Genomic DNA, 19,530 nt, shown 5'->3' with positions numbered 1-19,530 from the left:
AATAAAAAACTAGCTAAGAACAGAGGAGTTGCGCATGGGAGAAAATATTAAGATTGTGGCCAAAAACCGAAAAGCACGTCATGATTTTACCATTGAAGATACCTATGAGGTGGGTCTGGTTTTATCCGGGACGGAAGTGAAATCAATCCGTGGCGGAAAAGTCAGCCTGAAGGAAAGTTTTGCCGACATTTATAACGGTGAAATTTTCGTTTATCAGATGCATATCGATCCTTATGAGCAGGGGAATATTTATAATAAAGATCCTTTGCGCGTCCGTAAGCTTTTGTTGCATAAACAGCAGATCCGCAAACTGATCGGGCTGAAGCAACGGGAAGGTTACACTCTGGTACCACTGACCCTTTACTTTAAGGATGGCCGGTGTAAAATGGAACTGGCTCTGGCCAAGGGCAAGAAGCTTTATGATAAGCGTCACGCCATTGCTGAGCGGGATTCAGACCGACGGATTCAAAAAAGTATGCGGCATAGTGGCTAGTTAATTATTTGGGGGCGTACTGGTTTCGACGGGGGTTTTGAAGCTTGAGTAGCGAGTCGATGTTGCTGATCATCGTAAAAAGTGGCGCATAAATATAAACGCAAAAACAGAAAAAAGTTACGGGTTAGCTTTAGCAGCGTAATACGCTCTAAAGTTTAATACTAAGACTTCGCAGCATAATTAATGCTGCACGCCTCCCATTTCAACCTGTGGTTTTGGGTTTCGGCGTTCATTGAAGCAGGGAACCGTTTTTGGTAGCGCCTCGCACCATTAACGATCAAGAGGCTGGTTCCTCTTTTTCTATGTCATTGGAGAAAGAGGGGAATGAGAAAATAAACAATGACTGCACTCGGAGAAGCTCCTGTGAATGGATTTTCGGACAGGGGTTCGACTCCCCTCGCCTCCACCAATATGAAATAAAAGCAACATGCTTAACAGCTGATTAGCAATAATCAGCTGTTTTTTTGTAGGATAAGGTGTTGAATTAATATTTTCATATGGGATGGCATTAAGAAAATGCCCCCTCTTATCAGTGTAAGTTAGAATCAGAATGTGATATAATATATAACCTAAAATAAGTGAAAAAAGGGGCTGTGAGTGTGAAAAACAGAACATATATTGCCTTAGATCTGAAAAGTTTTTACGCTTCAGTGGAGTGTATCGAACGTCAGCTTGATCCACTGACCACAAACTTGGTGGTGGCCGACGCTGCGCGAACAGAAAAAACCATTTGCCTTGCGGTATCGCCGCCCCTGAAAACCCACGGTATTTCCGGTAGAGCAAGGCTGTTCGAGGTAGTGCAGAAGGTGAAAGAAGCCAATGCCCAGCGACAGCGATATGCACCAAATCGCATTTTTACCGGTTCCTCTTATGATGATTCAGAACTTAAATCATCGCCGGAACTTGAACTTGATTATATAATTGCCCCGCCTCGCATGGAGCTGTATGTTGATTATAGCACACGTATTTACAATGTATATCTCAAATATATCGCTCCTGAAGATATTCATGTGTATTCCATCGATGAGGTTTTCATGGATGTGACAAATTATCTGAATACCTACAAGCTGACTGCTCGTGAGCTGACCATGAAAATCATTCGGGATGTATTGAAAACCACGGGCATCACAGCTGCAGCGGGCATCGGTACAAATTTGTATCTCGCCAAGATTGCTATGGACATCGGAGCCAAGCATGTCAAACCGGATAAAAACGGTGTACGTATTGCAGAGCTTACCGAGATGAGTTATCGTCAATCCCTATGGGGCCATCGACCGCTGACCGATTTCTGGCGAGTAGGCAAGGCTACCGCCAAAAAGCTCGAGGCCCACGGTCTCTTTACTATGGGCGATGTGGCCAGGTGTTCCCTCGGGAAAACAGGAGATTTCTATAATGAAGCCCTGCTCTACAAGCTGTTTGGCGTAAATGCGGAGCTACTCATCGATCACGCCTGGGGCTGGGAACCATGCACCATTGCAGATGTTAAAGCCTATAAGCCAACAACTAACAGCATTAGCTCCGGTCAGGTCTTACAGTACCCTTATCCCGTCGATAAAGCCAGGATCATCGTACGGGAGATGGCCGATCTTCTGGCCTTGAATTTGGTCGACAAGCAAATGGTAACGGATCAGTTGGTGTTAACAGTCGGTTATGACATCCAAAATTTGCAGGACCCAGAGCTCAGGCAATCGTATAAGGGTGAAGTCACCACAGACCACTATGGCAGGCAGTTGCCTAAACATGCCCACGGCACCGAGAATCTTGGCAGGCACACGGCCTCGTCCAAGTACATAATTGATGCGGTTTCAATGCTCTTTGACCGCATTATAGATAAGCGACTGCTGGTGCGCCGAGTGAATATAACCGCAAACCATGTCATCCCCGAAGCATCTGCGCCCAAAGCTGCTTCATATGAACAACTCGACCTTTTTACCGATTATGCTGCCTTGGAAAAGCAGCAGGCAGCGAAAGAAGTAGAGCTTGAAAGAGAGAAAGAGATGCAAAAATCCATCCTGGACATTAAGAAAAAATTTGGCAAGAACGTAATCCTCAAGGGCATGAATCTGGAAGAAGGGGCCACCACCAGGAATCGAAATGACCAAATCGGAGGACATAAAGCATAATGGGTTCATATGATAACATTATCCACCTGCCTCATTACGTTTCGGCTACCCGCCCCCATATGCCAATTACCGATCGAGCGGCGCAGTTTTCGCCCTTTGCAGCGCTTACCAAACATGGGGATGCTATCGTGGAAACAGCTCGGCTCACACAGGAGCGCAAGGAGCTGACTGAGGATGCCAAAGCAGATATCAAACTGCAGTTGAATCTGCTGGCTGAACAGATTGCCAGGCAGCCCCAAGTCTCCATCACCTACTTTCAGCCGGACGAGATGAAGGACGGTGGCAGTTATATCACCGTTGCCGGTGCGGTCAAAAAGATAGATGTTTACGATCATATAGTTGTGATGCTGGACAAAACCAAAATTCCAATAGAGAATATATTTGAAATAAATGGGGAAATGTTTGCGGGGATTGAGAGCTGAGAATGTTATGATGATTAAAAATAACTACAAGTTAAAGAACAATTCTTAAATTAAGAATTATTTCAAACGTTTCCTGAAAAAGTTATTGTATTTTATCAGTTGTTGAGACACAATGAATATACAGATCAAGCCTTAACCGTCCGCAGTGAGGCTATTTTCATTTAGGGGAGGTTGTTTTGAAACCTTTTCATACTTTAGACGAGCAAGTAGAAAAACTTAAATCTAGAGAACTCATTGTAGATGATGTCGATTTTGCGAACAGTAGACTTTCCAAAGAAAACTAAGGGTTTGAAAAAAAGATTAAATACTCATAAATGTGTAAAGAAAAATAAATATATATAATCTAAATATTTACAGCGAATCATCATTATGATTTGCTGTTATTATTTTTGCCCAAAAATCAATTAATACCTTGAAATCGAATGCAATCAAGCTTAAAATTAAGTATAATATAAAAGAATACAATTTGAAAATTGCTAATTCAAAAGCTGTGAAAGAAAGCTAGAGTTGCGATTTAAGCATATAATATGCATTTAATAGAAGCTTTAAATTATGTTTTGGCCTTTAAATTATGGGATATTTAAAGAGAAAAAGTGCGCTCATTATTTTTGATATACATTCAGAGAAAGGGGAAACAATGTTTTTATTTGAAGATGCACAATATGACCGTTTCTTTAATCCGCTATGCTGTAAAAATCGGAGACTTTATTATGAGTGTATTTTAAAGATCATCGAGACATCAAAGCAAGTGTCACTACTTTATGAACAAGATGTCAGAGATAGCCTGATCCTTTATCTGCGAAACAGTAACATTTCTGTTGATCAGGAGGATGACATCTTCAATAACAATCGGACCGAAAGTGAGAACGCCAGTGCAATTTTAAAATATTTTCGGGATTGCAGCTGGATCTCTCAACCGGAAATCGGGCGAAATGGTGATAATATTGCGACTGTGACGCCCTATTGTCGAAAGTTGATCGATGCGATTGAACGCATTTTCAAACGCGAAACCCGCGGCGACTTGACCAATCACATCTTTTCAATTTATGACACTTTAAAATCAGCCTTAGAACGTGATCATGGTCGGACCATTCGACCTTATTCTAATATCCTATTACCGCTTCTTGATAGTGTTTCTGATTTGAAAAGCGAACTATTTAGTTTAAAAGACAGTATACGGACGATCATGCGAATCATCATTGATATTTCAGAGGTCAACAAATTTGGCCAGTTTTTCATCAAAGACGAAATGCTGAATATCTTTTTCAAGGATTACTTTTTTATCAAAAGGGATGGCCTGATTCCTGGATACATTGCTGAAATAGAAAAAATGCTAAGACATGTCGTTAATATAGACGTGTATGGCAAAATGATCAGCGAATATGAGAGTCTGAAAAATGTTGACTCGCATCAAGCTAAGACGGTAATCGATAGCCAATTTGATGTCATCAGAGATTTTATTTATCATGACTATGCTCACGAAATGGATTATATCGATAAAAAAATCAATAACTATTACAACCTCTATTCAACGCGAATGCTAATGGTTTTGAGTAATAATACCAATATTCAAACCTACTTAAATGACCTGTTAATGTGCTTAAAAGATATGGATACGGAAAACAGACAAAGGGCACTTGCTCAAATATCTGAAGGATACCACCTTTTGTCTTACCAGTACATTGGGCATAAATCTATTGAGAGAAGACGCAAGCGCAATCCCAATATCAAACGCGGGGCAATTATGCCTTCTATTTTAACTGAGGAAGAAAAAATAAAAATGACGCAGGATGTTCTAGAAAACAAGGACCGATATAGCGTTAACAAAGTTGCCCATTATTTTGAGCACTTGCTTCAGAATCGGGCTTGCCTTACCACCGGCGAGATAAGCATGAAAACCAAGGAGGATGTATTGATGATGGCATCCAGTATTATCTATTCAAATTCAAACAATTTCCCTTATAGCGTTAATTTTTTGGGTGGAATAATTGAAACCGATTTGGCTAGTATCAGCGATATTTGTGTAAAAAGGAAGACTGACGAAAATGAGTGATATTAAACTTGATATTTCAATTAAAGAAGATAATATCGATTTATTTAAACGGTGTGTTCGGAAACTCCTAGATTCGACGTTTATTGTAGGTGAAAAGGACGAACGGCTTTATAAATTTATCGCTAGAGAATCGAACAGGCAGGATATTTCTGACTATTTAAGAATGGCCGGTTTTGATGTGCTAGTTGATACAAATGTCAAGATTGCTATGCTTAAACCTTATGAAGCGGATCTTGAAGTCACAGGACTTAAAAGAAGCAATGTCGTCACTTTTACAGCAGAACAGTACCATCTGCTATTAGTGCTCTGGTCTGTGTATTTGGAAAACCTCGGATATAACGAAGAAAATCTGGTTATGCGCGGCGATCTGATTGACAAAATAAAAGCTTATGCTGTTGATATCGATAAACGCAAATTGTCGACAGCTCTGGCACTGTTTAAAAAATACAGTTTGATCAATTTCGATGAGAAGGATAAGACAGAAGAAGCCATTATTACTTTGTATCCGTCACTCCAATTTGGATGGGACATTGTCCAGTTCAAAGAATTATCAGCACAATATTTAAGTGATGTGCCGTCATACGAAGACAGCGAAGATAGTCTATGCGACGATCAGGATGAATACATAGATGAAGAACAGATCGAAGATATGGAGGAAGAATGATTAAGTTAAAAGCCGTTCGGCTGATTAATTGGTATGGTTTTAACAATGTCACGATGCCGATTGGGGACTTTACATTAATTGCCGGCCAAAACGGAAACGGAAAATCTGTGTTACTGGATGCTATCAAATATGCGTTATATGGAGATACGGTGTTTAATAAATCGACGGAAAATACCGGCAGTCGAACACTTCCTTCCTATACTCGAGGTTTTAAAGATGCTACATCAGGTACTTGTATCCGGCCTGCCGATCAATGGCCAACGATTATCACGCATATTGTACTGGAGATGTTTGAAGAAGAGATGGAGAAAAGTTTCGTCCTTGGTACCGTTATTGAAACTAACCTTACCAACAATACTAAAACAAACCGGTATATTATTGAAGAAGTTAATCTCTGTGATTTAGAACACACCTATGTCGAAGATGACGACCTTATGTCCTATAACGGTAAGGAACTTCAGAAAAAATATAGTCTCAAGTTACTGGATGCCACCGAGGGAACCGTCAAGTTTATGCAGCGAACCGGTTTGAGACTCAGTGAATCACAACTTAAACCATTTCGCCGGAAACTGCGCAGTATTATGTCCTATGATCCGAATTCCAAAATTGATCAGTTTATTAGAGAAAGTGTACTTGAACCCAAAATTGTGGATTTCTCTAAATTAATCGAAGCCAATAACAACATCGATTCATTGAAGATGACCTTTGAAAAAATCGATGATGAAATTAAGGAACTCGAAAATATTAGTGCCTTATATGAAAGTCTGCAGAATATCAAAGACCGAATCTTTTCTGATGATGTTAAACTGGCGCATATCAAAATGCTTGAAACCCAAGCAGTCATAGATGAGGCGAAACATTTAATTAAAGTAGCCAGCCAGCAGTTGGTGGTAGATGAAGACCGCATGAAGCTAATTGACGCTGAAGACAACGATCTCAGAAACAAGCTTGAGAAGGTCAAGGATAGTTTAAAGGAAATGGATTGTACTAAAGCAATTGACGCAGCGCAGGACTATATCAGTCAGCTGGCCACCCAGAAAGACAGTTTATTGTATGAAAAAGATCGGTTAGCGACTTTCCAGCAAAAGTTGATTGAATTGATTGAGTGGCTTAAAAATCGCAATATTGATATCTCTAAACATGGTGTTTTATCGTCACTAACATCTGATCAGCATACTGCCGCTCAGAAGCAGGTTGCCGTTGATTCTTTTTTTAATGTGATCAGCGCCGAACGAGATACATTAATGATAAATATTAATAAATTTGAAGTTCAGATTGAAAAAAATAATCAGGAACAAAACAGGCAACAGCGGTTAATAGACGATTATAAAGCCAAAAAGACTGTTTTTTCAGACATTCCTGACTTTGTTACTTTAAAATCGGAAATAAACAAAGTCTTTAAAAATAATGGCATTCAATCTGAAGCGAAATTTGCCTGTGAGTATGTAAAAACACTTATTGATGAAGACTGGCGCGATGCTATTGAATCCTTTCTCGGACAGAGACGATATACCATCCTTGTTGAACCGGAATATTACAATATAGCCGATGATGTATTAAACCGGACCAGAAACAAGTACGCGCGTTTATTTAATACAAAGTTGCTGATGAATAAGCACGTGCGAATACCTGAGGAAAACTCAGTCGTTCATTATCTGGAGATCATTAATCCAGTGGCCAAACGGTACTTTGACTACCAGCTGGGACGTATTCATGCAGTAGATATTAACGAAGTTCGAAATTACGAAGACGCTCTTTCGAAGGAAGGCCGAGTATCTGCTTCAATGAGCAGTTACTTTCTTGACTTCAACCGAATACGGTCTTACAGCTTAGGCCAGGAAACCATCGACTTAAACCGGGTGCGAGCAGAAAAAAAGTTGCAATTGATCAGCCAGGAAATTAATGAATTGTTTGGAAGAAAACGCCAATACGAAAGTGCTAAAAGTTATTTGGAAACCGCATTGAAGTTTTTTGATAAATATAATTACGATGCAAACCAAAAATACAATGATATTTTCAAGCGATATAATGAAGCTTATGAGGAACTTAAACAATTAGAAAACGCTCAGCAGCACAATCAGGAATATATGGCGTTAATACAACTTCGAAATCAGTATGAAGAAAAACGTGAGTCCAATGAAAATTCACGTCACGATATTTACCAGTCACAAGCAGCAATGAAAACTCAAATTGAGGTAAATGCTAAGAAAAAGAGTAATGGGATGACTGATTTTGAAGAATGTGAGAGACAGATGGCAATCTATCAGCAACAGAATTATGAATTATATGAAGCTGCTGTAAATAGTTGTGATAAATGGATTCTTAATGGGAAAACCGGTGATAGTGGTCCCTATATAGACCGAAGTCGTCGAGAACGAGAACTAATAGAAGTAGACAAAAGGCTATATAATGCCCAATGTACCTACAATCTAAAAAGACCGGAAGATAACCGACTAGAAACGGGTGCGGATCAGTATGCTGCTTATGAGGAAAGAAAGAATCAGATTTGGATCGATGACTTCCAGGAGATCAAATCAAAGCTGGCGGTGCAGACGAAACGCTATGAAGAAATCTTTAAAAACGAATTTGTTCTGACTGTCTTAAAGTCCTGCGATAGCGCACAAGATGATTTGAAACTCATCAATGCCGAACTTTCAAGACTAAGATTTACTTCGAAATATGAGTTTGAAGTAAAGTTTGTCAAAGATGGATCATCATATGAAAAAATTCTTGAATACGCCAGGTTTCTAAAAGAGCGTGAAGCTCTAGGACTTACCAGTAATCAAACTACATTATACCTGCCCGAATCTGCAACCTATACAGACGAAATGGGTGCTGAGCTGGAAAAGGATATCCATAGCATTATTAACCAGATAATTGCTAGCAATGATAAGGAAAAAATAGAAAAATACGCAGATTATCGCAATTACATGACTTATGAGATTCTGATTACCAATGATGTTTTAACCAAAGCAAAATTGTCAAGACAGTCTGGCTATAACTCCGGTGCTGAAGTACAAATTCCGTATTTGCTGATTTTATTATCGGCAATTCTCATGGTTTATAATAATAAGCTCAATTCAACGAGACTGGTGTTTATCGACGAGCCATTTGCGAAGATGGACGCTTTAAATGTCAAGATCATGCTTGATTTTATGAAATCACAAAAGCTCCAGATGGTATTTTGTGCTCCGGATAAAACGGAACTCATCGGGAACGAATGTAATGTCATTCTACCGGTATTAAAAACAAGTGCTGATTCAATTGAAATTGGTATTATTAAATTCAAGGATGTGGCTTATGAACAAGTGGGATGAAAAAATACTGACGATATTGGTGGATAAATATCGGCATAGTAAAAAAGATAGTAACACCAATAAGGTCACTAAGAGAACTCAGGTTAAACCTGAAATGCTCTACAAAAAGTATTACGCAAACGACGGTGACTACGATATCATCTCAGCGATTAATGATGAAGTTGAAAACCTCGCTCAACTGGGATTTTTGACTTATGAGCGTGAGAAATTCGGCACATCCATAATATCCATTTATCTGGTTGATGATCAAATCGACCCGGTTGAAGATTATTTGCATAAAGAGTTTTCTTTTATACCAAAACGAGTAAAGAAAGACGTACTACTTGCTACTATTGAGCAGTACCGGAATGCATCAGATATTTGCAGACAGGAGTGTGATAGATTACAGAAGCAATTAACTGAAACAAATAAAATACCAGCCAACTATGAGCTGATTCCTAAAATATTGGATGCTGTCGCTTTTATCGAGAATAATCAGACCGACCTTTATGTACGCGAAGTCTCTATGAAGGTATATGGTGATTCTAAATATTTTGAAGAAAACACGCTTAAGCCTGCCTGCCTGATGATTCGAAAATATAAAAATATGCCATGTGAATCTGATCAACAGATTGATGAAATCTTGGTTAATTACGCTATAATTAAAGAACCACTTAAATTCAGCATTAAAGGAAATTGCCGACTGATTATTAATGGAAAAGAATTGGATTTAAGTCTTTTGCCTGAAGGGATTGAACTCAATACAGACAGCTTTAATCGCATAGAAAAAATCTGTATTGATGCCCCCAAATTTATGACGATTGAAAATAGAACTTCTTATTTGCGATATTCCGCTGATGATACCGTTATTTTTTTTCTAGGCGGCTATGCAAATCGTCATCAACGAGATTTTATAAAGAAGGTTGATGCTGATAATCCAGACTTGCAATTTTTGCATTTTGGGGATATTGATGCGGGTGGCTTCTGGATACATCATAACCTGTGTGGCGTCACCGGCGTTGATTTCAAAATATTTTGTATGTCTCAATTTGAATTGTCTCAGCCTCAATACAGCAGTTGTCTTCAGAAATTAACAAAAACCGATGTTGTGAGATTACAAGAATTAAAGAATATGATCCTATATGCAGATACAATCCAGTATATGCTGCATCAAAACGTCAAACTTGAACAGGAAATAATCAGTTTAGATCTGATGCAATCCGCAAGCTTAAAAGATTAACTAAATAAATACTTTGATATTAGATATGCAAAGGTCAGTAATTTTGTAACACTTTGAATAGATATTTTTATTAATCCGTCATGCTTAAATGGAGCAATATATTGTGAACTGACATTAAATGTCGATAATCGCACAATTATGGCATATTTGACTAATTAGACCTAAATTTTGATTTGAAAGGTGATGATTCTATTGGTTTTTGATATTAGAACCGAAGATTCAGCTAAAATATTTTTAGAGAATTTCTTCAATACGACAATAAGAACGCTTATTGAAATGTATAATAAAGATTCCGAATATTTTTGGAGTTTAAATGATGATTTAATTAAATCGAAAAATATTTTTTGTCAAAAATTTGTTGTTATGCATTATACTTCGAGTTTAAATAAATGTGATTGCATAAAACAAAATGGCATAAATAGTTTGCAATGGGCATTAACAAAAGAAACAGAATTAAAAATGTTTTTAGCGAGCATTGATGTTCGTTTTGATTTAAAAAATAAGGAACTCTATTTTAATAAAGAATAATATGATATTGATTATCATAAGTATCAGGGTAGACATGATTTAAATGAATCAGAAGAAGTATTACTAAAAATATCGCGTAAAATCTATTCAGACTATTCAATTAACGGATACTTTTGCAAAGATAAGCAATCAAGAAATGACTATCAAAGACCCGAATTTTTGATGAATATTTCTAAATTAAATACCGTCCTTTGGGATATTGAGCATAAATGGATCGAGGAAAGTAAACGCTATATTGTTAACTTTATAGCCGATTTAGAGCAAATTCAGCTCATATCGTTTGAAATTAATAATTGTGATTTTTATAGCCAAGAAGATAAAGCAATGATTATAAAAAAATGGATGATAGAAAATGCAATCAGTAGAATCCCTGAATTTTCATCTTATAATTCAAGTGATGTAATTGCATATATTGAATCATCTACATCAATTTGCCCAGAGAAGATCAAAGAAATAATTGAAATTTAACTGAATTTATTTAGGCTAATGACTAATTGATTTGTAGGATTTATTTTTCAGGAGGTGTCTGTAATGTTAACTATCGAGGAATACATTGGTAAATTAAAAAGGACCAACAAAATTAATGAATTTGATTATACAAAACAATCCGAAAACATGTCAGCGATTATGAAATACGTAATGTCTTATTTTAATGAATATTTGACACTTGAGACATGTGACGCCCAGGAGATAAAGCAAAAACAGATCGTAGATAAAATAGTAAAAGAAACAGAAGATAAATACCCAAAGAGTGTAGAATTTATCGTAGATTTTTATTTAAAGCATAAATTCAGAATAAATAGGGCAGTTGATAATTGGTTATGTAATGATCCTTATTTCAATTTTTATTATTCAGAGCAAGATTTTAATATTTTATCAGAATCATTTTGTGAAAAATATAAATTAAAAAATGTTAATTTGAATGAGTATGTCAATGAAATTTCAATATTAATGAGAGAGATAAAAAAGTATTCTTCAGAGCCGCCGTGTATTTCTGAATTAGTGCATCTCGATAACAACCTTGTTTCCTGGATTAGGGAAACATATCAAAAATATGGTGTGAATTTGTATAGATTTGCTTCTAATCAAGCTTTTGAATATTATGAAAACTATGTAAAGCTTGAATGCGACGATTTTAGGGGAAGGTTATATCGAATTAATAATTATAATCATAGATATAATGACAACCCATTTGATATTGAACGAATCTATGATGAAAATAAATTTAGACCTTTTCTGGAAAATAAACGTGGTGAGCTTGAAATGTTGGTTATGCATGAGTGGCTATTTAACGAAGTATATGATGATGATTACTGGCCTGAATACGTAAATCTTTGTGTCGCTCGAGGCAGAGTGAGTATTGTAAAAAATGTAAATGCCCTCCTGCCTGTGTCGAGTAATAATCTAAATTATCCAGAGGATATCGTATGTTCAACCGAACACATTATAACAACAGACGGCGTTTTGAAAAATCCCCCAAAAGAAGAATACATTTTGAGAGTAAATTCTACGCAGGAAAATTCCACTGTGTGGCAAAACATCAAGGAAATGACTACGCTTATTGAAAAAATTGATACTTCAATTATAAACCATGGACCGCCAAAAATTCTCGAGTTTACGTCACCATTAAAAACAGCATCATTTGATGAAGAAATTTTCTTTTCATGTTGCTCGTTACTTGAAAAGAAAATGAAGAAGTATTCACATATGAAAATTGCAATTGTAAACGGCTCAGGAAACCAGAGAACAAAGCCAGTAAGTTATATCAGCACAATAGAGGATATCATAAAATTAAAAGACCAATTGCGTCAAAGGAAAATTCGGTTGCAGTTTTCAATTGATTTTCCACTTTTATTTGCAAGCAAAAGGGATACTAACTATAATCAAAGTGAGATATTCGGGGCATTGATAGAGTACAAGAACTCCATTGTGTGTCTGAATATTACAAATGTTACACCAAAAACCCGTAATTGGCCAAAATCTAAAACGATGAGTGATGGGACTGATGTGTTTTATTTAAATAAGTATAGATATCCAATATATGATGACTTTTACTCAATGCTCAGCGTAACGTTTAATGATAATCAACGACGATACTTGATACCTAAGAATATAGCTAACGATGATGAACTGGAAGTACTGGTAGACAATCTCCTACGTAGTGGTTTTGGGTTTTGTTCTGGAGGAAATAGTAATGAATGAAACTCTGGAAATAAAGAAGCTGCGAAAAACGCTGTATGAGGAGGTTTGGGCTGAGCCAATGACAGCCGTTGCAAAGAAATATGATATGTCCGATAGTGGTTTAAGAAAAAGATGCAAGACATTAAACGTTCCATTGCCACCAAGTGGTTACTGGGCAAAGGTTAAAGCGGGAAAACCTGTTTCTGAAAGACCTCCACTTCCACCTTATGTTGAAATAATTTTGAGAAATGGTCAGGATAATACTGATGATGCAGGTGAAATTCCCTTAAAGGACAAAAAAATATCGATTGAACTTTTAGATCTAGAGGGTTTGTCAATTGAAGAGTTAGAAACGATGCATGGATTTGATTTATTTACCCCGGGCTCACTCGAAACTTTTTCTGAGTGGTGTAAAAAGTTAGTTGTTCCAGGCAGGATCAATACCTATGATGATCTGATCTCTAAACACAAATTAGAACTCGAATACCGTGATATGCGGGATAAAGAATATCCTTTTCGAGATGATTATACTATGATCCAGAAATCAAATGTAAAAATAAAAAATCGAAACAATGAACCGGTACTGCCGATTGAAGTTTCCAACAAGCTGCAAAGCCGTTCGTATAGAATCATTGACACGATAATAAAATCATTCCGAATTCTAAAAGCAAATTTCACAGTAGATCAATCTGATAGAGAAGACAACATTAGCATAACTCTATTAAAAACTAAAGTTACTTTTGAAATGCACGAGGGTAAAATAAAGCGCCGACGCTTGACCGACCAAACAGAAATTCATGATTTAAGGCCATCATATGAAGCGGTATTCGATGGCAATCTTACATTCGATTTGAAATTATTCGGCGCACAATACGGATATAATACACAAAAAAATCAGGAGCGTTTTTTTTCATATGTGGATTCTGAAGAAAATCCTTTAGAAAAACAGATTTCGACTATCATTCTTGAGGTTTATGAAGAATGCTGCAACAATGAAATTCTTTACCAACTAGATCGTAAGAAAGAATCAGTAAAGTATGCGCAGCTACAAAAAGAACTACAAGATGAAGAATATGAAAAAAACCTTGTCAAGCAAGAAAAAATAAGACAGGCGAGAAAAGAAGCTTTAGTTAAGAGCGTTGAAGAACATTCAGATAATTGGTCCAAACATGAGAAGCTGCTTAAATATGCTGATGATCTTGAAATTCAGTTGGAAATGATTGAAGATAGTGAGACTGTTCAATTAATAGAAGAATATATTCAGTTAGTAAGATTGACTGCTGATAAATTAAATCCATTGAGTCATATCATTCACGAAATGAAAGCAATTAAAAAATAGAATATCAGAAAACTACTTGACCACTTCAATTAGAGTAAAAAGGAGTAAACATGGCACTTTACAGGCTTAACTATGAAAAAGATGATTTGTCTGATGGCGTATTAGAAAAGGCAGATCGACAAGATGTTGATTATGAGAGAGATTTTGAAAATTGGTTAGAAAATAGTCCGCATATCCTTTTAGATAATGAAGAGGATCTAAATATAATTTGGATTGGCAGACAAGTAACTGCTGTGTATGAAGATCGATATAAGTATCCGGATTTAATAGGTATTGATGCTGAAGGAAATGTGGTAATTGTAGAACTGAAGAAAGGAAAAGCGCCAAGAGAAGTAATTGCACAGATTTTGGAGTATGCAGCGTGGGCAGAGCAACTGACGTATGAACAATTAAACATTATAACAATGAAATACTTCGAGAGAAAGAATGAATATTTAGGAATGGAATTATCAGAGATTCACCAGAAAATATTTTATCCTGATGTCGATGAAAGCATTTCAATTACGTTCAATAATCGGCTGCGATTATTTATTGTTGCTGAAGAAATATCAAATACAATAAAAGATATTATTTATTACCTAAACAAATTTGGTATAGATATCACTTTCTTAAAATATGATGTATTTAGCAATGAATCAGGCGAGTATTATATCAGTACTGAAATAGAAGAAGCTAAAACTTCAATGGTAAAATCAAAAAAAAATAGCTCAAGCAACAGCGTACGTTGGAATGGTGACGAACCTATTAAGACCGTAGTTAAGAATGCAGTTGATACAATTCTTTCAAAAAGTAGTGATGGTCAATTCACTATGAAAGAAGTTATTGACTCAATAATTATAAAGTATCCGGACTTTAATAAAAGTTCAATTAGATGTCAATTGTATTCAGATTGTGTTAACCATAATTCGAGGAAATACTATAAGAGTGGGCAAATGGATTACTATTTTCAAATCCAAGGAACAACTTATAGATTATATGAAAAAAATAAGGATGGCAACTGGAATTCAGAAGGTCAGCAGATTAATTAGTTTAGCCAAGCAGTAAATTTTGTTCAAGTTTTAATGTAAGGTATAGATGTGAATAGAATACCGATTTTTTAATCAAGATATGGGATATTAAAAAGGAAAAACTTCAAATAGAAAATCAAAGAATTTATAGGTATAACAATTTTGTTTAACTAGAATGAGTATAAAACAATGTCGAAGAGGTTTTATTGAAGGGGGGAATAGTATGTTTGTCACTTTTGACGGACCAAATGGATCTGGTAAATCAACAATCATTAATGAACTTGCCAAATATTTGGTCTCTAAAAAAAAGGAGATCTATATCACAAAAGAGCCATCAGAGACTGAAATTGGAAAGTTCATACGAGAGTCTGAAGAAAATCATTCATCATATATACTAGCTAATTTGGTTGCTGCAGATAGGCATAATCATATAAAAACAGAGATTTTACCATACATTAAAAAGGGAGGCATTATTTTATGTGACAGATATATCGCTTCTTCTTTAATATTACAGGTTTTAGATGGTTTGAGTATGAATGAAGTCATGAAGATAAATACTGGGATTTTAAAGCCAGATTTATCAGTAATTGTCTATGCGGACGAAAAAACAATCAATGAAAGGCTATCTGATAGATCAACTTTGACTAGATTCGAAAGAGATTTTAGTAGTAAAAGGGAAATCGAATTATCATTTAAAGCGGGTAATCATTTAGAGGAACTCGGTTACAAAATAGAATATATAAATACAGAAGAGCCCATAGCAAAGATTATAGAAAAGCTAGGGGATATCATCTTAAAGACGTATTCGTTGAATGATTGGGAGAGTACAAAATGAAAGTAGTATTGATTAATTCGCCAATTTATAACCGTTTAGAGCCAGAGGTAGCGGGTAATGAGTATTTACCACCGTTTGGACTCGGTTATTTGGCGACAAAAATTCAACAAAAAAATTGGGATGTAATAATTCTTGATTCAATACAATTAGGTCTTAATGTTTCTCAAGTGATTCAAGAGCTTTATAATATTAAGCCTGATATCATTTGTATTAACATTTTCTCAGTTAATATTCCAGTTGTTAAAAATATTTTGGAATCATATAAATTAAATGCAAAATTAATTGTTGGTGGACAGTGTTCGAAATTTATTTATAAAGATATAATTAAATGGCATACTGATAATGATTTAATTGTGATAATTGGGGAAGGTGATTTGATCATTTGTGATGTCATTGAAGATATGGTTTCTGAGGATCCTTTGTTTCAAAGTGAGACTCGTATAGTATACCAGGTAGATAATGCATCAAAATATTTCCCATCAAATATTAATATTTTACCTTTAAATAGAGAATTACTTAACGAATATTTTGTGGTAAACTATTATGGTTTGAAAGAAAAATCAATAATAACATCACGAGGTTGCATTTATAATTGTGCTTTTTGTGGAGCGGCAAAAAGTCTGAATGAAAAAAGCAAAATCAGATTAAAAGAAAAGGCCGTAATAGCTAATGAAATCAGCGATCTAATTACAGAAGACCCAACAGTTCAATGTATAAGAGTATTAGATGACTTGTTTTTAAGAAGTCCCAATTCGATACGAGATGCTACGGAAATATTCAGCATGTTTAATTTATCCTGGAGAGCTATGGCACATATAAAGACATTTGAGAATGCCTCAGAAGAGTTACTCATTCAAATGAAAAAGAGTGGCTGCATTGAATTATTTATAGGAATTGAATCAGGCTCTGATAAAATCAGGAAAATGATTAATAAATTAGGAACTATAGATGAGATAAAGTATACTTCAGAGAAAATTTTAAAATGTGGAATTGATATCAAAGGATATTTTATCTTTGGCTTTCCATTAGAGTCTCAGTGTGATATGGAAATGAGCCTTGAAGTTGCTACTTCTATATACAGAAATTCATTAAATTTGGATGGAAATTTTAGGACAAGTGTTTTTCAGTTTAGACCCTATCACGGAACAGCATTATTTAATAAATTTGTTGAACCTCAATTTGAATTGAAATATCAAGAAAACCAGAGGCTTTCTACGTTGCTTGATAGAGGCAATTTTAATATCCAAACTAAAAACTATAGTGAATGTGATGATAATGTATTATATGAATTTATTTATAAAACTAGTAAGCTAGGAGGACAATATGATTAAGGAAATAATGAATTGCCAAAAGTGTAACATGTGTAATAATCAAAGACCGTTATTAGATAAAGTTGAGGAGTGCGATGTTATGTGGGTCGGCCTTTCTGCTAAAAAAGTTGATAACATCATGGATGAAATCCCTTTATCAACATCTACTAGATCTGGAAAACTTATTAGTGAAATGGAAGCAGAGGTATGTGGGTGTAAGTTCTACAAAACTAATGTAGTTAAGTGTCTACCATTAAGCAATAATGGCAAACTAAGATACCCGACTAAAAAAGAAATGGATCTTTGCATTGTAAACCTTAAGAGAGAAATCGAGCTCCTGAATCCCAAAATTATTATTTTATTAGGCAATAATGTAATCCAATCAGTTGAAAAAAGTTTAAAAGTAACATTTGATAAATTCAATGACTATGAATATAAGCTTTATAAGCACGGCGATTACAGCTTTTTACCAATTCATCATCCATCTTATATAAGTATATACAAAAGAAAGAATAAAGAGATATACATTGATGCTGTTAAAGAGCTTATTATTTCGACGATTTGATATTATGATCAGACGAGGAACAATTCTTTTTATTTGAAATTTTTGCAGCAAAAGAAGATTATGAGGTAGATAAAGCTCTAGCATTCATAAATATAGTACCTATAAGGTGTCAATCAAAACAATTTTAATGCAACACATTTAATTAGTCTTTAGATAACAAAAATGGTGAATTTAAAGTAGTTACTGCTGCTCTACAGATGCTTTGTTATTGATACTATTCTTTTATACATGAATAAATGCAAAAATTTAATTCTCAATAGAATATCTAAAATCTGGAGGTATATTATTATTTCATTATTTTCAAAACACAAAAAGAAAAAGTCTGTTTGTTTTTCGGTTCGTGAGCAGTTAGAAAGTCTAGCTGAAAATATTTTTAATACGTATAGTTTTTCTCCAAAGCAGGTGATATTTCAACTCGATCCTGAAGCAAATATAAGAACTGCCTATTGTAATATTAATATGAAACCTATAACAATTGTCGTTGGAATTGCTGATTATTTAAATGCAAATACAATTGACGAAGCTCAAAAGATATATTTTCAAAACTCAGTACTGCACGAATGTGAACACGCTAAAACGCAACTGCTCTTACCGAACACATTAAAAGAATGGTTTAATGAAAACAAATTATCTTATGGATTATGGGCATTTAAGCTCCTTGATGAGTATAATGCATATTCTATTTCAAATAAAAATTATAAACAAGATAAAGGATTTTTACGCGGAACAGAAGAGAACATATTGGAAACAATTACTTGGTATGGACAAAGACATAACATATCAAATGCTCCCCTAGAAAAATACTATGAATATGCAGATAGTTATTATGATTTAGGAACAGCTTTTATTGCACATAAATATGTAAATAATGATTTCCCAACCATAAAAGAAGAAAATTATTTAGCATTCGTGTCTTCCTATTTTAATCATTTAAAAGAGGCATCAGAATTCTGTCTAACCACATGTGAGGAATATATGTTTTTGTCACATACTCTTTTAGAAGACTTCAAATTATTAATTAAATGTGTCCAAAAAATTAATCCTACTATTAATATAAGTTATGATAACTTTTTAAGGAATTCTCATATGGGATAACCTATACAAATTAGCGTAATAATACAATTTAGCGTAATTCAATAAACGCTAAATTGTATTATTTTTTGCGTTCTTAGACAAATAAGAATATAAAGCTCTGAAACACCCTGTTAAACGGTGTTCAGAGCTTTTTTATTTATCCGGAATTTAGTGTTGCCAGTATTTTTGCACCTATGATACGATTACCCAGCCAGGAATCTTAACGAAGCCTTTATATTGTCAATACCGTTTTAAAACTTCCCAAAATAAACGGTAATAATTACCCATTAGTATCGTTCGATTCGTTTTCATATAGGCTGACATCATAGAAGCCAGCCTTTTTCTTTTCCCTGATCCGATAGCTGTCGCCTTTGATATTGATCGTTGTGGAATGATGCAG

At 35.2% G+C, this 19,530-nt stretch carries 16 protein-coding genes and 1 other RNA gene; all 17 read left to right on the top strand.

What is annotated here, in order from left to right; translation table 11 throughout:
- The first annotated feature begins 28 nt into the window (after positions 1 to 28).
- The 17 genes from smpB to A3KS_RS0108425 all read left to right on the top strand — a co-directional run bounded on the left by smpB (position 29) and on the right by A3KS_RS0108425 (position 19,151).
- On the top strand, positions 29 to 493 hold the full coding sequence (gene smpB / locus A3KS_RS0108505; RefSeq protein ID WP_487249265.1) for an SsrA-binding protein SmpB: 465 nt from the start codon (positions 29 to 31) through the stop codon (positions 491 to 493).
- Positions 494 to 503: 10 nt separating this feature from the next.
- Positions 504 to 902: a transfer-messenger RNA gene (gene ssrA, locus A3KS_RS23135) on the top strand.
- A 190-nt stretch (positions 903 to 1,092) separates the two neighbouring features.
- Positions 1,093 to 2,616, top strand: coding sequence for a Y-family DNA polymerase (locus tag A3KS_RS0108500; protein ID WP_026394566.1), 1,524 nt, complete (start codon positions 1,093 to 1,095; stop codon positions 2,614 to 2,616).
- Positions 2,616 to 3,038 carry a YolD-like family protein gene (locus A3KS_RS0108495; protein WP_207637749.1) on the top strand — a complete coding sequence of 141 codons (423 nt, stop codon included), beginning with the start codon at positions 2,616 to 2,618 and terminating at the stop codon, positions 3,036 to 3,038. The genes A3KS_RS0108500 and A3KS_RS0108495 overlap by 1 nt, the downstream gene beginning before the upstream one ends.
- Positions 3,039 to 3,675: 637 nt before the next feature.
- Complete coding sequence (locus A3KS_RS0108485) at positions 3,676 to 5,091, top strand: Wadjet anti-phage system protein JetA family protein (protein WP_026394564.1); 1,416 nt, start codon at positions 3,676 to 3,678, stop codon at positions 5,089 to 5,091.
- On the top strand, positions 5,084 to 5,755 hold the full coding sequence (locus A3KS_RS0108480) for a DUF4194 domain-containing protein (RefSeq protein ID WP_026394563.1): 672 nt from the start codon (positions 5,084 to 5,086) through the stop codon (positions 5,753 to 5,755). The genes A3KS_RS0108485 and A3KS_RS0108480 overlap by 8 nt, the downstream gene beginning before the upstream one ends.
- Positions 5,752 to 9,072, top strand: a complete 3,321-nt coding sequence (locus A3KS_RS0108475; RefSeq protein WP_026394562.1) for an SbcC/MukB-like Walker B domain-containing protein — start codon at positions 5,752 to 5,754, stop codon at positions 9,070 to 9,072. Before A3KS_RS0108480 ends, A3KS_RS0108475 begins: the two co-directional genes overlap by 4 nt.
- Positions 9,056 to 10,291, top strand: a complete 1,236-nt coding sequence (locus A3KS_RS0108470) for a Wadjet anti-phage system protein JetD domain-containing protein (RefSeq protein WP_051355756.1) — start codon at positions 9,056 to 9,058, stop codon at positions 10,289 to 10,291. Before A3KS_RS0108475 ends, A3KS_RS0108470 begins: the two co-directional genes overlap by 17 nt.
- Before the next feature lie 192 nt (positions 10,292 to 10,483).
- Complete coding sequence (locus tag A3KS_RS0108465) at positions 10,484 to 10,819, top strand: hypothetical protein (protein WP_026394560.1); 336 nt, start codon at positions 10,484 to 10,486, stop codon at positions 10,817 to 10,819.
- Positions 10,820 to 10,981: 162 nt separating this feature from the next.
- A complete protein-coding gene (locus tag A3KS_RS0108460; protein ID WP_026394559.1) occupies positions 10,982 to 11,287 on the top strand; it encodes a hypothetical protein in 306 nt (101 codons plus the stop codon).
- A 63-nt stretch (positions 11,288 to 11,350) separates the two neighbouring features.
- Positions 11,351 to 13,021: a hypothetical protein gene (locus tag A3KS_RS0108455; RefSeq protein ID WP_026394558.1), complete on the top strand. Its 1,671-nt coding sequence runs from the start codon at positions 11,351 to 11,353 to the stop codon at positions 13,019 to 13,021.
- The gene (locus A3KS_RS0108450; protein WP_026394557.1) at positions 13,014 to 14,339 is read left to right on the top strand and encodes a hypothetical protein; all 1,326 of its coding nucleotides are present in this window, start codon (positions 13,014 to 13,016) and stop codon (positions 14,337 to 14,339) included. The genes A3KS_RS0108455 and A3KS_RS0108450 overlap by 8 nt, the downstream gene beginning before the upstream one ends.
- Positions 14,340 to 14,389: 50 nt before the next feature.
- Positions 14,390 to 15,367: a DUF7669 domain-containing protein gene (locus A3KS_RS0108445; RefSeq protein WP_026394556.1), complete on the top strand. Its 978-nt coding sequence runs from the start codon at positions 14,390 to 14,392 to the stop codon at positions 15,365 to 15,367.
- Positions 15,368 to 15,569: 202 nt separating this feature from the next.
- Entirely contained in the window at positions 15,570 to 16,181 is a 612-nt protein-coding gene (gene tmk / locus A3KS_RS20600) for a dTMP kinase (RefSeq protein WP_051355755.1), read from the top strand.
- A complete protein-coding gene (locus A3KS_RS0108435; RefSeq protein WP_026394555.1) occupies positions 16,178 to 17,512 on the top strand; it encodes a B12-binding domain-containing radical SAM protein in 1,335 nt (444 codons plus the stop codon). Before tmk ends, A3KS_RS0108435 begins: the two co-directional genes overlap by 4 nt.
- Positions 17,505 to 18,056 carry a uracil-DNA glycosylase family protein gene (locus tag A3KS_RS0108430; protein WP_026394554.1) on the top strand — a complete coding sequence of 184 codons (552 nt, stop codon included), beginning with the start codon at positions 17,505 to 17,507 and terminating at the stop codon, positions 18,054 to 18,056. The genes A3KS_RS0108435 and A3KS_RS0108430 overlap by 8 nt, the downstream gene beginning before the upstream one ends.
- Before the next feature lie 228 nt (positions 18,057 to 18,284).
- Positions 18,285 to 19,151 carry a hypothetical protein gene (locus A3KS_RS0108425; RefSeq protein ID WP_026394553.1) on the top strand — a complete coding sequence of 289 codons (867 nt, stop codon included), beginning with the start codon at positions 18,285 to 18,287 and terminating at the stop codon, positions 19,149 to 19,151.
- Positions 19,152 to 19,530 lie beyond the last annotated feature (379 nt).

The organism is Acetobacterium malicum subsp. dehalogenans DSM 11527, from assembly GCF_000472665.1.
In the GTDB taxonomy this organism is placed as follows: Bacteria; Bacillota; Clostridia; order Eubacteriales; family Eubacteriaceae; genus Acetobacterium; species Acetobacterium malicum.
Note: the sequence above shows the minus strand (reverse complement) of the source record. Positions and strands in the feature narration are given on the sequence as shown.

Bases quoted from the DNA above. Each gene is read 5' to 3' on its own strand.
- A3KS_RS0108455 (WP_026394558.1), top strand. From the start codon at position 11,351: ATGTTAACTATCGAGGAATACATTGGTAAATTAAAAAGGACCAACAAA.
- A3KS_RS0108425 (WP_026394553.1), top strand. From the start codon at position 18,285: ATGAATAAATGCAAAAATTTAATTCTCAATAGAATATCTAAAATCTGG.
- tmk (WP_051355755.1), top strand. From the start codon at position 15,570: ATGTTTGTCACTTTTGACGGACCAAATGGATCTGGTAAATCAACAATC.
- A3KS_RS0108445 (WP_026394556.1), top strand. From the start codon at position 14,390: ATGGCACTTTACAGGCTTAACTATGAAAAAGATGATTTGTCTGATGGC.
- A3KS_RS0108470 (WP_051355756.1), top strand. From the start codon at position 9,056: ATGAACAAGTGGGATGAAAAAATACTGACGATATTGGTGGATAAATAT.
- A3KS_RS0108480 (WP_026394563.1), top strand. From the start codon at position 5,084: ATGAGTGATATTAAACTTGATATTTCAATTAAAGAAGATAATATCGAT.
- A3KS_RS0108450 (WP_026394557.1), top strand. From the start codon at position 13,014: ATGAATGAAACTCTGGAAATAAAGAAGCTGCGAAAAACGCTGTATGAG.
- A3KS_RS0108495 (WP_207637749.1), top strand. From the start codon at position 2,616: ATGGGTTCATATGATAACATTATCCACCTGCCTCATTACGTTTCGGCT.
- A3KS_RS0108435 (WP_026394555.1), top strand. From the start codon at position 16,178: ATGAAAGTAGTATTGATTAATTCGCCAATTTATAACCGTTTAGAGCCA.
- A3KS_RS0108485 (WP_026394564.1), top strand. From the start codon at position 3,676: ATGTTTTTATTTGAAGATGCACAATATGACCGTTTCTTTAATCCGCTA.
- A3KS_RS0108430 (WP_026394554.1), top strand. From the start codon at position 17,505: ATGATTAAGGAAATAATGAATTGCCAAAAGTGTAACATGTGTAATAAT.
- A3KS_RS0108460 (WP_026394559.1), top strand. From the start codon at position 10,982: ATGAATATTTCTAAATTAAATACCGTCCTTTGGGATATTGAGCATAAA.
- A3KS_RS0108475 (WP_026394562.1), top strand. From the start codon at position 5,752: ATGATTAAGTTAAAAGCCGTTCGGCTGATTAATTGGTATGGTTTTAAC.